We start from the raw sequence: 16,459 nt of genomic DNA on the forward strand, positions 1-16,459 counted from the left end.
GTCACCGATTGTCGCGCACCGCGGAAGCGGCGCGCCCGCCCGGGCGGCTCAGCCGTCCGGCTGGGGACGGCCGTAGTTGCGCCTCTTCGCCGCCTCGACGACGTCGGAGAGCTGCTCCTCGGTGATCACCCGCGGGATGCCGAGCGCCGAGGCCCGGTGGTGCAGCTGGCACAGCCACTCCAGGAGCAGGGCCCGCTCGATGGCCTCGCCGAGCGTCTCGCCGTGCGCCACCGACCCGTGGTTGGCCATCAGCGCGGCGCTGCGCCCGCACAGCGCGTCGCGCACCGCCAGCGCCAGCTCCCGACTCCCGAACGTGGCATAGGGCGCCACCCGCACCGTCCCGCCGAGCAGCAGCTGCTCGTAGTGCATCACCGGCAGCTCGTCGAGCACGCAGGCGACGGCGGTGGAGTACGGCGCGTGGGTGTGCACGACCGCGCCGACCCCGGGGTTCCCGTCATAGATGGCCAGGTGCAGGTCGAGCTCCGAGGTCGGCCGCAGCGAGCCGTCGATCACCTTGCCGGCCGCGTTGACGAAGGAGACGTCCTCGGGCCGGCACTCCTGGAGCACCACCCCGGTGGCGGTGATCGCCACCAGCTTCGGGGCGACGAGCAGGCTGACGTTGCCGGCGGTGCCGATCAGCAACCGCTCCTCGGCCAACCGCCGCGCCGCCGCCGCCACCGCGCGGCGGGCGTCTCGTCGGCTCTCCCGCCCGGCCCCGAACCGCTGAGTGATCTCATCGTTCATCGCCCGCCTCCCCGAGAGCCGTGTCGCGTGACCAGGCCCTCCCCACCGAGGAGGTACTGCGCCACACCCACGTTCATACCACTGCGGTACCCCCCTCGGAGGCGTCCACGACCGATCCGAGTCGGCAATCGGGCCGGTCCCGGCACCGGGCCGGCACCGGGCGCCGCGTCGACGGCACAATGGCGGCCGTGAGCGTGCTGACTGGACTCGTGGACCGCGGACTCGTCGCCCCCGACTGGGCCGAGGCGCTGGCTCCGGTCGAGGACCGGATCGAGGTGATGGGACGGTTCCTGCGCGCCGAGCTGGCGGCCGGGCGGCCCTACCTGCCGGCCGGTGAGCAGATCCTGCGCGCGTTCGCCCGCCCGCTCGCCGAGGTGCGGGTGCTGATCGTGGGCCAGGACCCCTACCCGACCCCCGGGCACCCGATCGGGCTGAGCTTCGCCGTCGCCCCCGACGTTCGCCCCGTGCCACGCAGCCTCGCCAACATCTACACCGAGCTCGGCACCGACCTCGGCATCGAGCGACCCGAGCACGGGGACCTGACCGCCTGGTCGGAGCAGGGCGTGATGCTGCTCAACCGGGTGCTCACCGTGCGCCCCGGCGAGGCCGCCTCGCACCGCGGGCGCGGCTGGGAGGAGGTCACCGACTGCGCGATCCGCGCGCTGGCGCGCCGCGGTGGCCCGCTGGCCGCGATCCTGTGGGGACGAGACGCCCAGTCCCTGGCACCGATGCTGGGCGAGGTGCCGGTGGTGTCCTCGGCCCATCCCTCGCCGCTCTCGGCGAGGCGGGGGTTCTTCGGGTCCCGGCCGTTCAGCCGGGTCAACGCTCTCCTCGCGGAGAGCGGCGGTACGCCGGTCGACTGGCGACTGCCGCTGGCGCCCCCTCCCGATGTCTTGTTGAATCTTTAACTAAACAGGCGCACACTGGTGCCATGACCCTCATGCCCGCCCTGTTCCTGGGCCACGGCGCCCCGCCCCTGCTCGACGACCCGCGGTGGTCGGGCGAGCTGGCCGGCTGGGCGCGCGACCTGCCGCGCCCCAAGGCGATCCTGATCGTCTCGGCGCACTGGGAGTCGGCGCCGGTCTCGCTGAGCGCCTCGAGCGCACCACTGGTCTACGACTTCGGCGGCTTCGACGCCAAGTACTACGCGATGACCTACCCGTCCCCGGACGCCACCGCCCTGGCCCGGCGGGTGGCGGCGATGATGCCGCCCGGCGAGCCGGTCCACCAGCACGCCTCGCGCGGCCTCGACCACGGCGCCTGGGTCCCGCTGCGGATCATGTACCCCGACGCGGACATCCCGGTGCTGCAGATGTCGCTGCCCACCCACGACCCCGAGCGCCTGCTGGCCCTGGGCGAGCGGCTGCGGCCGCTGCGCGAGGAGGGCGTGCTGATCATCGGCTCGGGCTTCCTCACCCACGGCCTGCCGTTCCTGCGCGAGTTCTGCATCGACGCCGCCGCACCGGGCTGGTCGCGCGAGTTCGACGCGTGGGCCGGCGAGGCGCTGGCGCGCGGCGATGTGGACGAGCTCGCGGCGTACCGCCACCGGGCGCCGGGCATGCCCTACGCGCATCCCACGGTCGAGCACTACTCCCCGCTGTTCGTGACCCTGGGCGCGGCCAGCGACCCCGCGACGCCCGGCACCCAGGTCATCGACGGCTTCTGGATGGGGCTCTCCAAGCGCTCGCTGCAGGTCGCCTGAGCGCCCTGGCCCCACCCCGCCGGGGCGCTAGCGGATCCGGAGCCTGCGCATCATCGCCAGCCCCTGCAGCTGCTTGCGCGCCGCGTCCGCGAAGGGCACGTCGTCGGGCGTCTGCATGACCTGCTTCTTGAGCACCGCGAGGTTCTGGCAGTCGGTGTACTTCAGCAGCCCCTGGTCGCCGTGGCGGGCTCCGACCCCGGACTGCTTGACCCCGCCCGAGGGCGTGGCCTTCGCGGCGTACGCGGTGGCCAGGATGTCGTTGACGTTGACGTTGCCCGCCTCGACCCGCTTCGCCACCCGCACCGCGCGCTTGAGGTCGGCGCCCCAGACGCTGGCGTTCAGCCCGTAGTCGGTGTCGTTGGCGAGGCGGAGCGCCTCGTCCTCGGTGCGATAGCGGTGCAGCGCCACCACCGGCCCGAACGTCTCGCACGAGCCGGTCAGCATGTCGGTGGTGACGCCCTCGAGGATCGTCGGCTCGTAGAAGGCCGGGCCGAGGTCGGGGCGCACCCGGCCGCCGGCGAGCACCGTGGCTCCCTTGGCCACCGCGTCCCCGACGTGGGCGGCCACCCGGTCCCGGTGCTCGACGGAGATCAGCGAGCCGACCTGCGGGTCGAAGTCGTACGCCGCCCCGACGCGCAGCGCCCGCGTGGTGGCCACGAAGCGGTCGCGGAACTCGTCGTAGATCGAGTCGTGGATGTACATCCGCTCGATGTGCATGCAGATCTGGCCGGTGTTGCCGAAGGCGCCGAAGACGGCCGCCTCGACGGCCTCGTCGAGGTCGGCGTCGGGCAGCACGATCATCGGGTTCTTCCCGCCGAGCTCCAGGCAGCAGCCGATCAGGTTGCGTCCGGCGCGCTCGCCGATGGTGCGCCCGGTCGCCGTGGAGCCGGTGAACATCACGTAGTTGGCGTTGTCGATCAGGGTGGGTCCGACCGCGGGGCCCTCACCGCAGACCACCTGCAGCAGCCCCGGCGGCAGGCCTGCCTCCTCGAGCAGCGCGAAGCCGTAGAGCGGCGAGAGCGCGGTCTTGTTGTCGGGCTTGACCACCACGCCGTTGCCGGCCATCAGCGCCGGCATCGCGTCGGAGAGCCCGGTGGCGAAGGGGAAGTTCCACGGCGCGATGATCCCGACGACCCCCTTGGGCTGACGGATCTCGGTGGAGGACGACACCAGCGGGATCGGCCCGGGCCGCTTGACCGGGCGCAGCAGCCGGGGCGCGCGGCGCAGGTAGTGGCTGATCACCATCGGGACGTCGCAGGTCTCCTCGAAGGCCATCCGCCGCGCCTTGCCACTCTCGGCCTGGATCAGGTCGACGATGGTCTCGTTGTGCTCGAGGAGCAGGGCGTGGAAGCGCTTGAACACCGCGAGCCGGCGCCGCAGCGGCCACTGCGACCAGACCCGCTGGGCGGCCCGGGAGGCGGCGAAGGCCTGCTCGATGTCGGCCGGGGTCGACTGCGGCAGCTCGACGAGGACCTCGCCGGAGTAGACCTCGGTGAGCTTCCAGGTGCCTCCCGAGGTGGAGGGCACCCGCGCGACGAGGCGCTGCAGGAAGGAGTCGGTCAGGGAGGCGGGGCGCTGCAGGGTCATCGAAGGTCTCCGGTCTCAGCCGTTGAGGACGAGTTCGGCGCACTTGTCGCCGATCATGATCGAGGGAGCGTTGGTGTTGCCACCGGTGATCGACGGCATGATCGAGGCGTCGGCGACCCGGAGGCCCTCGACGCCGCGCACCTTGAGGTCCGGGCCGACGACCGCCCGCTCGTCGACGCCCATCCGGCACGAGCCGACCCCGTGGTAGACGGTGGTGGCCCGGTTGAGGATCTCCACGCGCATCGCGCGTGCGTCGTACGCCGCGCCGGGGTGGATCTCGCCGAGCACGTTGTCGCCGAAGGCGGCGCTGCGCATGATCTCGCGGATGATCTCCACCCCCTCCACCAGGACGTCGCGGTCGGACTGCTCGGCGAGGTAGTTGAAGTCGATCAGCGGCGCGGCGCGCGGGTCGGGCGAGGCCAGCCGGACGGTGCCGCGGCTCTTGGGATAGATCAGCGTCGACATCACCGTCAGCGCGGTGCGCTTGTCGACCTTGTGCCGGATCGGCGCGTCCTGGTTGGGCGAGGGGTAGGCCCAGGGCAGCACGTGGATCTGCAGATCGGGGACGTCGGTGGCCTGCGAGGTCCGCACGAACGCCGTCGACTCGAAGACCGAGTTGGCCAGGAACGACGAGGCGGTGCGGGTCAGCTCGCGGGCGACGCCCTTGGCGAAGTACGCCGGCGTGCCGCGGTGCAGCGAGTTCTTCATGTGGAACGACAGCGGCACGAACATGTGGTCGTGCAGGTTGTCGCCGACCGGCAGGTCCGCGCGGACCGCGAGCCCCATCGCATCGAGGTGCGCGGCCGGGCCGATCCCCGAGAGCATCAGCACCTGCGGCGAGCCGAAGACGCCGGCGGCGAGGATGACCTCCTTGCCGGCGCGGACCACGCGCCGCTCCCCCGACTTGTCGATCACCTCGACGCCGGTCGCGCGCCCCTGCTCGAGGACGATCCGGGCGACGTGCACCTCGGTCTGCACCGAGAGCGTGGGCAGGTCCTGGTTGTGCACGTAGCCACGCGAGGAGCTGTAGCGCAGGCCGTGGTGGATGCTCTGCTGGAAGTGGCTGACCCCCTCCTGCGCCGCGGCGTTGTAGTCGTGCAGGATCTTCACGCCCAGGGTGTCGGCGGTCGCCTGGTCGAACTGCTCGGAGGCCTCCGTGCGCATCGTGTGGCGGGTGACCTTGATCGGCCCGCCGGCACCGCGGTAGGCGCTCTCGCCGTCCTCGAAGTCCTCGACGCGCTTGTAGACCTGGTTGACCTCGCCGGCGCTCCAGCCGTGGTTGCCCTCGGCGGCCCAGGCGTCGTAGTTGGCGCGGTTGCCGCGCACCCAGAGCATCCCGTTCACCGAGCTCGAGCCGCCCAGCACCTTGCCGCGAGTCTGCGGGATGCGGCGGCCGAGGAGGTGGCGCTGCGGCGTCGTGTAGTAGCCCCAGTCGATCGGCTTCTTGACCTGCGGCACCGAGTGCATCGGGCCGATCATCCCGGGCTTGGTGACGACGAACTGGGTGTCGCGCTTGCCTGCCTCCAGGAGGATCACCGAGGCGCCCGAGGCGGCCAGCCGGGCCGCGGCCGCACAGCCGGCGCTGCCCGCTCCCGCCACCACGTAGTCGGCCTCGTTCACCAGCTGCTGCTTGCCCATGGATGTCCCCGCTCGGTGCAGTCGTACTCTCGGTATGTGATCGCGGACACACTGTAACAAGTTCTAGTTTGGACGTACAGGCGCGCTCGCCCCCGGATCGGGCAAGATGGCCTGGTGAAGTTCCTCTCGATCCAGTCCTCGGTCGCCTACGGCCACGTCGGCAACTCCGCAGCCGTCTTCCCCCTCCAGCGCCGGGGCCACGAGGTGTGGCCGGTCTTCACCGTGCACTTCTCCAACCACACCGGGTACGGCTCCTGGCGCGGGCCGATGCTGCCCGCCGAGGACGTGCGCGCGGTGATCACCGGCATCGAGGAGCGCGGCGTGCTCGGCCAGGTCGACGCGGTGCTGTCCGGCTACCAGGGCGGCGAGGACATCGGCGACGTGATCATCGACGCGGTGGCCCGGGTCAAGGCCGCCAACCCGCGCGCGACGTACACCTGCGACCCGGTGATGGGCAACGCCAAGTCGGGGTGCTTCGTCAACCCGGCGATCCCGGTGCTGCTGCGCGAGCGGGTGGTGCCGGTGGCCGACGTGATCACCCCCAACCAGTTCGAGCTGGGCTACCTCACCGGCACCGACCCCAAGAGCCTCGACGACGTGCTCGCCTCCGCCGACCTGGCCCGCGCGATGGGCCCCTCCACGATCCTGGTGACCAGCGTGGAGCGCGAGGACCGGCCCGCGGGCACCATCGAGATGATGGCCGTCACCGGGGAGGGCGCCTGGATCGTGCAGACCCCGCTGCTGCCGATGAAGGCCAACGGCTCCGGCGACGTGACCGCCGCCCTGTTCAGCGCGCACCTCGGCGAGACCGGCGACCCGGCGCTGGCGCTGGCCCGTACCGCCTCGTCGGTCTTCGACCTGCTGCAGAACACCCTGGACTCCGGGGACCGCGAGCTGCGCCTGATCGAGTCGCAGGACGCCTTCGCCACCCCGCGGATGCAGTTCGAGGTGAGCCGGGTCCGCTGAGGCGCATCGCGTCCCGACCGGGTGGAGCCGCGTGACGGGATCGAACCGACGACCTTCCGTTTACAAGACGGATGCTCTACCAGCTGAGCTAACGCGGCGCGGCCGCCGCAGCGGCGCGCGCTCATCGTAGTGGGCCCGGGTGCCCTGCCCCGAACTCGGCTGCGCCGGCCCACGATGACCCTGCCCCCCGGCGCCGCTCGGGTCTAGGCTGCTGGACCATGGCGCTGCGCATCGTGGCCGGGCGCCCGGACCCGGCGTTGCTGAGACTGCCCTGGTCCACGCCGTTGGCGCAGTGGACCGACGACTACGTCGTGCCGCTGCCGCGGGGCCTCTCGCGCCACGTCGTACGCATCATCCGGCTCGGCTCCAGCACCTACGCGGTCAAGGAGACCCAGGAGCCGATCGCGTTCCGCGAGTACCGGCTGCTGCGCGCCCTGCAGCAGCTGCAGCTGCCCGCGGTCGCGCCCCGCGGGGTGGTCGCGGGCCGCGTCGACGACGCCGGCGTGGAGCTGCCCGCGGTGCTGATCACCGACCACCTGCGCTTCTCGCTGCCCTACCGCAGCCTCTTCGCGCGCGGCGCCACCGCGGAGAGCCTGCCCCCGCTGGTGGACGCGCTGGTGGTGCTGCTGGTCCGGCTGCACCTGGCCGACTTCTTCTGGGGCGACGTGTCGCTGTCGAACGTGCTCTTCCGCCGCGACGCGGGCGCGTTCGCGGCGTACCTGGTCGACGCGGAGACCGGCGAGCTGCGCCGGACGCTCTCGGCGCAGATGCGGGCCTACGACGTGAGCGTGGGCTGCGAGAACGTCTTCGCCGAGCTCCTCGACCTGAAGGCCAGCGAGGCACTCGACGAGGTGGATCCGCACGAGATCATCGAGCGCATCGAGCTGCGCTACCAGGCTCTGTGGGACGAGCTGACCGAAGCCGAGGAGTTCTCCCCCGACGAGATGTGGCGCATCGAGCAGCGCATCGAGCGGCTCAACGACCTCGGCTTCGACGTGGACGAGCTCGACATCGTCACCGACTGGGACGGTGACCGGGTGATGATCCAGCCGAAGGTCGTGGAGCTGGGGCACCACCGCAAGGAGCTGCAGTCGCTGACCGGGCTCGACGTCCAGGACAACCAGGCGCGGCGTCTGCTCAACGACCTGGCCTCCTACACCGCCTACCACGACCTGGGCGCCGAGGACCGTGCGGTGGTGGCCAACCGGTGGCTGACGAAGGTCTACGAGCCGATCATCGCGATGGTCCCGCCGCAGGCCCGCGGCAAGCTCGAGCCGGCCGAGATCTTCCACGAGATCCTCGTGCACCGGTGGTACCTCTCCGAGCGCGCCGGGCACGAGATCGACATCTTCGAGACCGCCCGCGACTACATCACCCGATTCCTGACCCGGCGCCGCGACGAGGACCTCACCACTCCGCCCGGTCTGTGAGGACGGTCAGGAGGAGGGCGCGGCGGCGGCCTCGGCGGCCGGCTCGGTCAGGCTCAGCTCGTCGTACTCGCCGACGTCGAAGCGGCCGTTGGTCTGCAGCACCACCGCCTGGATCCCGACCGGCCGGCCGTCGCGGTAGGTGATCAGGCTGACCTCGGCCGCCCGGCGCGGCTTGCTGCCCACCGCGATCGCGTACGCCGCGCCGCCGGTGGTGCCGTTGGTGAAGGTGTAGCCCCGCTCCCCCTCGGGCCCGAGCACCAGGTCCGGCCCCGAGCGGACGTGGGTGTGGCCGCCCACGACCAGGTCGGCGCACCCCGCGTCCAGGACGTCGCTGGCGAGGTTGGCGTCGTGGACCAGGACGGTGGCGATCCGCTCGTCGGCGTCGCACACCTCCTCGGTGAGCCGCTCCTCCACCTCGGCGAACGTCAGCCCGCTCTCGTCGCGCCAACTGCCCAGCCCGCTGGAGCGCGGGTCCGGGACGCCGATCAGCCGCGACCCGCCGGGTCCCTCCACGACGTCGCCAGAGAGCACCGTCCAGCCGCGCTCGGCCAGGTAGTCGCCGACGAAGTCGCCGGTGTCGTGGTTGCCGGTGACCGCGAACCTGTCGAAATCCTGGAAGGCGGCGTCGAGGGAGTCCAGGCTGAACGCCTCCCAGGCCTTGCCGGTGGAGGTGTCGTCGCCGGCGTCGAGGATCGCGGTGGCGCCGGCGTTGTCGGCGATCGCCCGGGCGACCGGGTCCATGCCGATGTTGTCGTGGCGGTCACTGACCAGGATCGCCACCGTCTCGTCGTCGTCGGGCTGGCGCAGCTCGAGCTCGGCGGCCGCCTCGGCCGCCTCGGCGTAGAACGTCTTGGACTCGTCGAAGGTCTCCACCGCGCTCGAGACCAGCCGCCGGGTCTGCTCGGTGGTCACGTCGGAGCGGATCTGCACCTGGGCGGCCTCACCGGGCAGCGGCACCTCCTCGCCGAGGAAGTCCCCCAGCCCGACCCACTCGGCCGAGGCGTCCAAGGGCTCGCCCTGGCGCTCCCACGGCTGCCAGGCCACCGTGACCAGCACCAGCGAGCCGACCACCACGCCCGCACCGGCCGGGGTCGCCGCCCGGCGCGCGAGCTCCCGGCGGCGCCGGGAGCCCAGCAGCAGCCACAGCCCCACCGGCAGCGCGCCCACGACGGCGCCGCGCAGCAGCGCCAGCTCGGCCATGTCCCTCAGGGCGTCCTTCACCTTGGCGATCTGACCCTCGGGCTGGCTGGCGATGAACGCGTAGCGGCTGATCAGCTCGTCGGTGGACTCCGACTCCGTCTTGCCCAGGGTCACGTCGACGCCGATCGGCGCCCCCGAGTCCACCCGGACGTCGGGCAGCACGGGTCCGGTGCGCAGCACCACGAAGGAATCACGGGTGGGGCGCACCACCGCCTCGTGACCGGCGAGCACGGTGGTCCGGCTGCCGGTGAGGAAGAGCAGCCAGCTCGCCCCGAGCGTGACCACGATCCACACGGCCAGCAGCGCCGCGACCCGGGGCCAACGGCGCCGCACCTGCGGGGCTGCCGTGCTCAGACGCGCGCCTGGGCGACGGCGTACAGGGCGATCGAGGCGGCCACGCCCGCGTTGAGGGACTCCAGGTCGCTGGCCATCGGGATCGACACCAGCTGGTCGCAGGTCTCCGCGACCAGGCGGCCCAGCCCCTTGCCCTCGGAGCCGACCACGACCACCAGCGGGCCGTCGGCCAGCGCGAGGTCGGGCAGCGACACGTCACCGTCGGCGGCCAGGCCGACGACCATGCAGCCGGCGTCCTGGTAGGCCTTCAGCTGGCGCACCAGGTTGACCGTCTGGGCCACCGGCACGCGCGCAGCGGCCCCCGCGGAGGTCTTCCACGCGGCGGCGGTCATCCCGGCCGCACGCCGCTCGGGGATCAGCACGCCGTGGGCGCCGAAGCCGGCAGCCGAGCGGATCACCGCGCCCAGGTTGCGCGGGTCGGTGACCGAGTCCAGCGCGACGATCAGCGGCTTCTCGCCGAGCTCGGTGGCGCGGTCGATCAGGTCGTCGGGGTGCGCGTACTCGTAGCTGGGCAGGCGGGCCGCCAGGCCCTGGTGCACGGCGCCCTTGGTGATCCGGTCGAGCTCGCCGCGGGGCACCTCGAGCAGGCTCAGGCCCATCTCGGCGGCCATCGCGAACGCCTCACGCAGGCGACCGTCACGCTCGGCGCCCTCCGCGACGTACACGGCCGTCACCGGGATCTGGGCGCGCAGCACCTCGACCACGGAGTTGCGTCCCGCGACCCACTCGGCCTCCGAGGTGCCGGTGACGCGACGCTTGGGCGCACGCGGGCCGGTCCGCTCCGCGCGCTTCGCGTCACGGTAGGCCTGGTGGTAGGGCCGGTCCTTGGCCTTGGGGGTGGGGCCCTTGCCCTCGAGGCCGCGCTTGACGCGGCCCCCCGACCCGGCGGTGGGATTGCCCTTGCCGGTCTTCTTGATCGCGCCCTTGCGCTGGGAGTTGCCTGCCATCAGAGGTTCCACTTCGGTCCGGAGGGGGTGTCTTCGATCTCGATGCCGGCGGCCTTGATCCGATCCCGGATCGCGTCTGCGGCGGCGAAGTCCTTCGCCGCCCGAGCCGCGGCTCGCTGCTCGAGGAGGCCGGCGACGAGGACGTCGACGGCGTGGGTGAGCTTGTCGTCGTTGCTTGCGCCCGCGCCGGCGCCCCAGGCGGGGGCGGCGGGGTCGAGGCCGAGCACGTCGAGCATCGCGCGCACCTGCCCGAGGGCGGTGGCCAGCTCGGGGGACGCGCCGCCGGCGAGCAGCCGGTTGCCCTCGCGCACGGTCTCGTGCAGCACGGCCGTGGCGGCCGGGGTGCCGAGGTCGTCGTCCATGGCGGCGACGAAGGCGTCGGGCAGCTCCGCGGCGGCCGGCTCGACGCACGAGGAGGCGCGCTCGAGGAAGCCCTCGATGCGGCGGAAGCCGACGGCCGCCTCCTCCAGCGCCTCGAAGCTGAACTCGACGTGGCTGCGGTAGTGCGCCGCGACGAGGTAGTAGCGCAGCTCGATGCCGCGGAAGCGCTCGAGCACGGAGGGGATCGTCAGCGAGTTGCCCAGCGACTTGCTCATCTTCTCGCCGGCGGTGGTGATCCAGGCGTTGTGCATCCAGTACGTCGCGAACGGGTGCCCGGCGGCCCGGGACTGCGCCTGCTCGTTCTCGTGGTGCGGGAAGCGCAGGTCCACGCCGCCGCCGTGGATGTCGAAGGCGGTGCCCAGGTACTTGCCGGCCATCGCCGAGCACTCGATGTGCCAGCCGGGACGGCCCCGGCCCCACGGGCTGGGCCATGAGGCGGTGAGCGGCTCGGACTCCTTGTGTCCCTTCCACAGGGCGAAGTCGCGGGGGTCGCGCTTGCCGCGCGGGTCGGCGTCCTCGGCCGCCTCCATGTCGTCGATGCCCTGGCGGGTCAGCTCGCCGTACGACGGCCACGAGGCCACGTCGAAGTAGACGTCGCCGGACCCGTCCTCGGCGGCGTAGGCGTGGTTGCGCTCGATCAGCGCGGTGATCAGCTCGATCATCTCCGGCACGTGGCCGGTGGCGGCCGGCTCGTAGGTCGGCGGCGCCACGTTGAGCGCGGCGTAGGCGGCGCTCAGCTCCCGGTGCATCTCGTAGGCGAGGTTGTACCAGGGGCGGCCCTGCTCGGCCGACTTGGAGAGGATCTTGTCGTCGATGTCGGTGACGTTGCGGATGAACGTCACCTCGTAGCCGCGCGCGCGCAGCCAGCGCTGGAGGACGTCGAAGTTCACGCCGGAGCGGACGTGGCCGACGTGGGGCGCGGACTGCACGGTGAGCCCACAGACGTAGAGGCCGACCTTCCCCTCCTGCAGGGGCACGAAGTCGTGGACAGCGCGGGTCGCGGAGTCATAGAGCCTGAACGTCACCCGGCCAAGTCTAGGGGTGGCCGGCACCCGCGCCCGCATCGCCGGAGCCGGCACCGACGACGGAATCCGTGACGCACGGGACAGCAGTGACCAGTGGGAGTTATCGTCGGGCGGTGCCCGAGTCCCGCGTCGTGTCCCCCGTCCGTCCCCGCCGCCAGCAGCGTGCTCGTGCGGTGCTGGCGGGGACGCTGGCCGCGGTGAGCATCGCCCCGCTCGGCCTGCTCTCCCCCTCCGCCGCGCTCGACGCGTCCTCGCGCGGCGGCTCGTCGGCCAACGCCGCGCGCGCCGTACGCACCGCCGACTCGCAGGTCGCCTACCGCGAGTGGTCGAGCGACGCCCAGCTGGCCAAGGGCCGGATGCGCGGCGTCCGGGTCAGCGGCGGCCAGCTCGTGCTCGACGCCCCCACCGCTCTGCGCACCCGCGCCGGGCGCAGCTATCGCGCCGGCACCTGGGTCTCGCCGTGGGCGCGGACCGGGTTCGGACTCACCGAGATGGTGGCTTCCTGGAAGGCGACCACCCCGCGCGACAGCTGGATCCAGGTGGACGCCCGGGGCCGCACCGCCAGTGGCGCTCCCGCCACCTGGGACACCCTCGCCCGGTGGAGCGCCGGCGACGGCTTCCAGCGCCGCGACACCCTCAGCGGCCAGAGCGACGACCGCGCCAAGGTCAACGTCGACACCTGGCAGGTCACCGCACCCGAGGGGCTGACCTCGTGGCAGCTGCGCATCACGCTGCTGCGCCGCGACGGCGCCCGGTCGGCCAGCCCGGCCGTGGACACCGTCGGCGCCATGGTCTCCCGCCTGGGCGACCTGTCGAAGGCGCCGACCTCCGCGCCGGGCGTCGCGCGCGGGATCACCCTGGACGTGCCGCGCTACTCGCAGATGGTCCACCGCGGCCACTCGCCGCAGTGGGGCGGCGGCGGGCAGGCGTGGTGCTCCCCGACGTCGGCGTCGATGGTGCTGGGCTACTACGGGGCCCTGCCGCGACCGAAGGCCTACCGCTGGGTCGGCAGCGGACACCTGCACCCGTTCGTGGACCACGCGGCGCGCCAGACCTACGACTACGCCTACCGGGGCACCGGCAACTGGCCCTTCACCACCGCCTACGCCGCCTCGCGCACCGGCGCCGCCTTCGTGACCCGGCTGCGCGACCTCACCGAGGCCGAGCGCTTCGTCGCGGCGGGCATCCCGGTGGTGATCTCGGTGTCGTTCTCCTCCGGCCAGCTCACCGGCGCGCCGATCTCCGCGACCGCCGGGCACCTGCTGGTCGTGGTCGGGTTCACCAAGTCCGGCGACGTGGTAGTCAACGACCCGGCCGCCGCCAGCGCCGCCGGCGTACGCCGTACCTACGGCCGGGCGCAGCTCGAGCGGGCCTGGCTGGGCGGCTCGAAGGGGATCGCCTACGTGATCCGGGACGCCGCCCACCCGCTGCCGGCCCGGCGCGCGGGGGCGACCCCCAACTGGTGAGCCGGCGGTGAGCAGCGGCGCTCAGGCGCCGTAGCCACCGTCCACGTCGAGCTTCTGTCCCGACACGAACGCCGCCCGGTCGCTGGCCAGGAAGCAGACGGCCTCGGCCACGTCGACGGCGTTGCCGAAGCGCCGCAGCGGGATGTTGGCGCGAGTCACGGCGAGGGCGCGCTCGCCGAGCTCGCCGGACTCGATCAGCCGCGCGGCCATCCCGTCGGTGAGCATGCCGGGGCCGACCGCGTTGACCCGCACGCCGTAGCGGCCCTCCTCCACGGCCAGCGCCCGCACCATCGCCTCCACCGCCGCCTTGGGCACCGAGGAGAGCCCGTCGCGCACCGGGAAGCGGCTGGTCGCGGCCGTGGTCACCGCGACCACCGAGCCCTCCGCCGCGCGCAGCAGCGGCAGGGCCGGGTGCACGACGTTGAAGAAGCCGGCGGCGTCGGCGTCGAGCTGGGTGGCCAGCTCGCTGGGGGCCACCGTGGAGAGGTGGCGCATCGGCACGTGCGGGCCGGCCGCGTGCACCAGGGTGTGCAGACCGCCGTGCCGCTCGGCGACGGCGGCCACGACCCGGGCCGCGTCGTCGGGTGAGGACACGTCGAGCTGGTGCGCGGAGGCCTGCACGCCCCACTCGCGCACCGACGCCGCGACCGCGGCGCCCACCTCCGCGCGGGTGCGGTAGGTCAGCGCGACGTCGGCTCCCCGGCGGGCGAGCATCCGGGCGATCGAGAGGCCGATGCCTCCGCTGCCGCCGACCACCAGCGCACAGCCGGGCCGTTCGGCGAAGTCGAGGGGGTCGGGCATCAGGCCTCCTGAGCGGTGAACTCGATCGAGTGCCAGCCGGTCACGCCGTCCGGCAGGGGCTCGGTCTCGACGCCAGTCTGCACGTCGCCGTTCTTGTCGATGGCGCGGACCATGGCGATGTGGTCGCCCGGCGGCACGTCGAAGGTGATCGCCCACTGCACCCAGGTGTCGTCGTTGGGGGCCGCGGCGACGTCGGCGTGGAACCACTCGCTGCCGTCGATGGTGACCTCCACGGCCGAGACGCCCACGGGCGGCGCCCAGGCCACGCCTCCGAAGCGGACCAGCCCGGCGGGCTGGTCCTCGCCGTCGCGGGGTACGTCGATGCGCGAGGCGATCTTGACCGGCGCCTCGAGCGCCCACCCCCGGCTGGGCCAGTAGGGGTCCATCCGGTCGAGGCGGGTCACCTCGATGTCCACGACCCACTTGCACGCCGACGCGTAGCCGTACACGCCCGGGACCACGCTGCGCGCCGGGGACCCGTGCTCGACCGGGAGCGGCTCGCCGTTCATCGCCACCGCGAGCATGGCCGCGTCGACGCCGTCGATCGCGGTGAGCGGGGTCCCGCAGCTCCAGCCGTCCTGCGAGGTCTGCAGGATGGCGTCGGCCTCGGGGAGCACGCCCGCCTCGGCGAGCAGCACGTGCAGCGGCACGCCGCTCCACCAGGCGTTGCCGACCTGGTCGCCTCCCACCTCGCTGGTCACGCAGACGAGCGTCACCCAGGCCTCGCTCATCGGCCGGGTCAACAGCTCCTCGTAGCTGAGCACGACCTCGCGCTCGACCATCCCGTGGATGCGCAGGAACCACGCGTCGGGGTCGATGGAGGGCGGCACGAGCACCGTCTCGACGGTGAAGAACTTGTCGGTGCGGGTGCGCCACGGCGCGACGCCGGCGAGCCCGATCCGCGCGTCGGCCGGGGCCAGCGGCTTGGAGACTCCGGCGATCCGCAGGAGCTTGCGCTTGCGCTCGACCAGCTGGCGGCCCTTGCCCCAGGTGCTGGCCGCGACGCTGAGCGCGACCGACCCGGCGGTCGCCACCCCGGCGCGCACCAGGAACGAGCGGCGGTCGTGCTCGACCTGCGCCAGGCTGCGCGCCCGCGGGGGCTCGGGCGACTGGGGCTGGGCCGGCTCGGGCTGGGGCTGGGGCTGGGCGGGGTGGGTCGGGACGGGCTGGGGCTGGGTCGGCTGGGGCTGGGTCGGCTGGGGCTCCTCGAGGCGGCCCGCACGCAGCGCCCGGGCCCACCGGCGCAGCGGCCGGGTGAGCAGCAGCAGCATCACCACCCAGGTGAGGAGCGCGACGAGCACCGGGATCTGGTCGTACCAGTTCGTGGCCGGCAGGGCGATCACCGCCAGCGCGGCGAGGCCGGCGAGCGGGACGAGGACCACGCACGAGAGCCACCAGTGCCGCTCGGCCAGGCGCCCGGCGTACCCGAAGACGGTGCCGAGGACCAGCACCACCACCAGCACCGTGACCGGTGTGCGCAGCGTGCCGACCAGCGCGTCGAAGCGCCCGTCGAGCTCGCCCGGGGCCAGGAAGGACAGCGCCTCGCCCGCCGCGCCCAACGGCGACTCGACGGTGAGCAGGCGGGCTGCCGCGTGGCTCGTCGCCAAACCGGCCAGACCGGCGACGATGCCGCTCAGGGCCCACAGGCGACGAGGGGTATGCACTCGGTGATTCTTGCTCAGGCATGATCGGTGCGTGAACGACACCCCTCGCCTCCCGCGCGTCGGCCTCGGTACCGACGTCCACCGCCTCGTCGACGGGACGCCGATGCACCTGGGCGGTCTGGCCTGGCCGGAGGAGCCGCAGGGGCTCGAGGGTCACTCCGACGCGGACGTGGCGGCGCACGCCGCCTGCGACGCGCTGCTCTCGGCTGCCGGGCTGGGCGACCTCGGCAGCAACTTCGGCACCGCGGAGCCCGAGTGGGCAGGTGCCTCCGGGGTCACCCTGCTCGCCGAGACCGCCCGCCGCGTCCGTGCCGCCGGCTTCGAGATCGGCAACGTCGCGGTCCAGGTGATCGGCAACCGTCCCCGGATCGGGCCGCGCCGCGCCGAGGCCGAGACGGCGCTCTCCCAGGCGGCCGGCGCGCCCGTGACCCTCTCCGCCACCACCACCGACGGGCTCGGTCTGACCGGCCGGGGCGAGGGCGTGGCCGCCGTCGCCACCGCCCTCGTCGTCTAGCGGCCCGGGGAGACCGCGCGGACTGCCCGCGTCGCCGCCC

14 protein-coding genes and 1 tRNA gene are annotated in these 16,459 nt (G+C 73.2%); 6 read left to right on the forward strand and 9 right to left on the reverse strand.

From position 1 onward, the window contains the following. Positions 1 to 48 precede the first annotated feature (48 nt). A complete protein-coding gene (locus AC6EI4_RS04740; protein ID WP_498450718.1) occupies positions 49 to 744 on the reverse strand; it encodes a class II aldolase/adducin family protein in 696 nt (231 codons plus the stop codon). Positions 745 to 1,022: 278 nt separating this feature from the next. Here AC6EI4_RS04740 and AC6EI4_RS04745 point away from each other — a divergent pair, with 278 nt between their 5' ends. Further along, entirely contained in the window at positions 1,023 to 1,652 is a 630-nt protein-coding gene (locus AC6EI4_RS04745; RefSeq protein ID WP_498450891.1) for a uracil-DNA glycosylase, read from the forward strand. A gap of 23 nt (positions 1,653 to 1,675) precedes the next feature. Then, positions 1,676 to 2,446 carry a dioxygenase family protein gene (locus AC6EI4_RS04750; RefSeq protein WP_498450719.1) on the forward strand — a complete coding sequence of 257 codons (771 nt, stop codon included), beginning with the start codon at positions 1,676 to 1,678 and terminating at the stop codon, positions 2,444 to 2,446. A 27-nt stretch (positions 2,447 to 2,473) separates the two neighbouring features. On the opposite strand, the gene AC6EI4_RS04755 is transcribed toward AC6EI4_RS04750, so the two are convergent. Together AC6EI4_RS04755 and AC6EI4_RS04760 are read right to left on the reverse strand one after the other, a co-directional pair. Next, positions 2,474 to 4,033, reverse strand: coding sequence for a succinic semialdehyde dehydrogenase (locus tag AC6EI4_RS04755; RefSeq protein ID WP_498450720.1), 1,560 nt, complete (start codon positions 4,031 to 4,033; stop codon positions 2,474 to 2,476). Between the two features lie 15 nt (positions 4,034 to 4,048). Next, positions 4,049 to 5,671, reverse strand: a complete 1,623-nt coding sequence (locus tag AC6EI4_RS04760; protein ID WP_498450721.1) for a GMC family oxidoreductase — start codon at positions 5,669 to 5,671, stop codon at positions 4,049 to 4,051. 114 nt (positions 5,672 to 5,785) lie between these two features. On the opposite strand from AC6EI4_RS04760, the gene pdxY reads away from it, so the two are divergent. Next, complete coding sequence (gene pdxY / locus AC6EI4_RS04765) at positions 5,786 to 6,637, forward strand: pyridoxal kinase PdxY (protein WP_498450722.1); 852 nt, start codon at positions 5,786 to 5,788, stop codon at positions 6,635 to 6,637. Between the two features lie 22 nt (positions 6,638 to 6,659). Here the strand turns inward: pdxY and AC6EI4_RS04770 are convergent. Beyond that, a tRNA-Thr gene (locus AC6EI4_RS04770) sits at positions 6,660 to 6,735 on the reverse strand. A 120-nt stretch (positions 6,736 to 6,855) separates the two neighbouring features. Between AC6EI4_RS04770 and AC6EI4_RS04775 the strand changes: the two genes are divergently transcribed. Then, entirely contained in the window at positions 6,856 to 8,067 is a 1,212-nt protein-coding gene (locus tag AC6EI4_RS04775) for a DUF4032 domain-containing protein (RefSeq protein WP_498450723.1), read from the forward strand. 6 nt (positions 8,068 to 8,073) lie between these two features. Here AC6EI4_RS04775 and AC6EI4_RS04780 read toward each other — a convergent pair whose 3' ends face one another. From AC6EI4_RS04780 to cysS, 3 genes are read right to left on the reverse strand one after another with little or no spacing between them, the layout of a single operon-like run. Further along, a complete protein-coding gene (locus AC6EI4_RS04780; protein ID WP_498450724.1) occupies positions 8,074 to 9,600 on the reverse strand; it encodes a metallophosphoesterase family protein in 1,527 nt (508 codons plus the stop codon). A gap of 17 nt (positions 9,601 to 9,617) precedes the next feature. Then, the gene (gene rlmB / locus AC6EI4_RS04785; RefSeq protein ID WP_498424050.1) at positions 9,618 to 10,568 is read right to left on the reverse strand and encodes a 23S rRNA (guanosine(2251)-2'-O)-methyltransferase RlmB; all 951 of its coding nucleotides are present in this window, start codon (positions 10,566 to 10,568) and stop codon (positions 9,618 to 9,620) included. Continuing rightward, a complete protein-coding gene (gene cysS, locus AC6EI4_RS04790; protein WP_498450725.1) occupies positions 10,568 to 11,974 on the reverse strand; it encodes a cysteine--tRNA ligase in 1,407 nt (468 codons plus the stop codon). The genes rlmB and cysS overlap by 1 nt, the downstream gene beginning before the upstream one ends. A gap of 113 nt (positions 11,975 to 12,087) precedes the next feature. Between cysS and AC6EI4_RS04795 the strand changes: the two genes are divergently transcribed. Further along, entirely contained in the window at positions 12,088 to 13,440 is a 1,353-nt protein-coding gene (locus AC6EI4_RS04795; RefSeq protein ID WP_498450726.1) for a C39 family peptidase, read from the forward strand. A 21-nt stretch (positions 13,441 to 13,461) separates the two neighbouring features. Here AC6EI4_RS04795 and AC6EI4_RS04800 read toward each other — a convergent pair whose 3' ends face one another. Together AC6EI4_RS04800 and AC6EI4_RS04805 are read right to left on the reverse strand one after the other, a co-directional pair. Then, positions 13,462 to 14,241 (reverse strand): SDR family NAD(P)-dependent oxidoreductase, encoded by a 780-nt coding sequence (locus AC6EI4_RS04800; RefSeq protein WP_498424055.1) that lies wholly within the window; start codon positions 14,239 to 14,241, stop codon positions 13,462 to 13,464. Continuing rightward, complete coding sequence (locus AC6EI4_RS04805; protein WP_498450727.1) at positions 14,241 to 15,905, reverse strand: molybdopterin-dependent oxidoreductase; 1,665 nt, start codon at positions 15,903 to 15,905, stop codon at positions 14,241 to 14,243. Before AC6EI4_RS04805 ends, AC6EI4_RS04800 begins: the two co-directional genes overlap by 1 nt. Positions 15,906 to 15,936: 31 nt before the next feature. Here AC6EI4_RS04805 and ispF point away from each other — a divergent pair, with 31 nt between their 5' ends. Next, a complete protein-coding gene (ispF, locus tag AC6EI4_RS04810; protein ID WP_498424058.1) occupies positions 15,937 to 16,419 on the forward strand; it encodes a 2-C-methyl-D-erythritol 2,4-cyclodiphosphate synthase in 483 nt (160 codons plus the stop codon). Positions 16,420 to 16,459 lie beyond the last annotated feature (40 nt).

The sequence above is a fragment of the Nocardioides sp. Z43_10 genome, assembly GCF_059766615.1.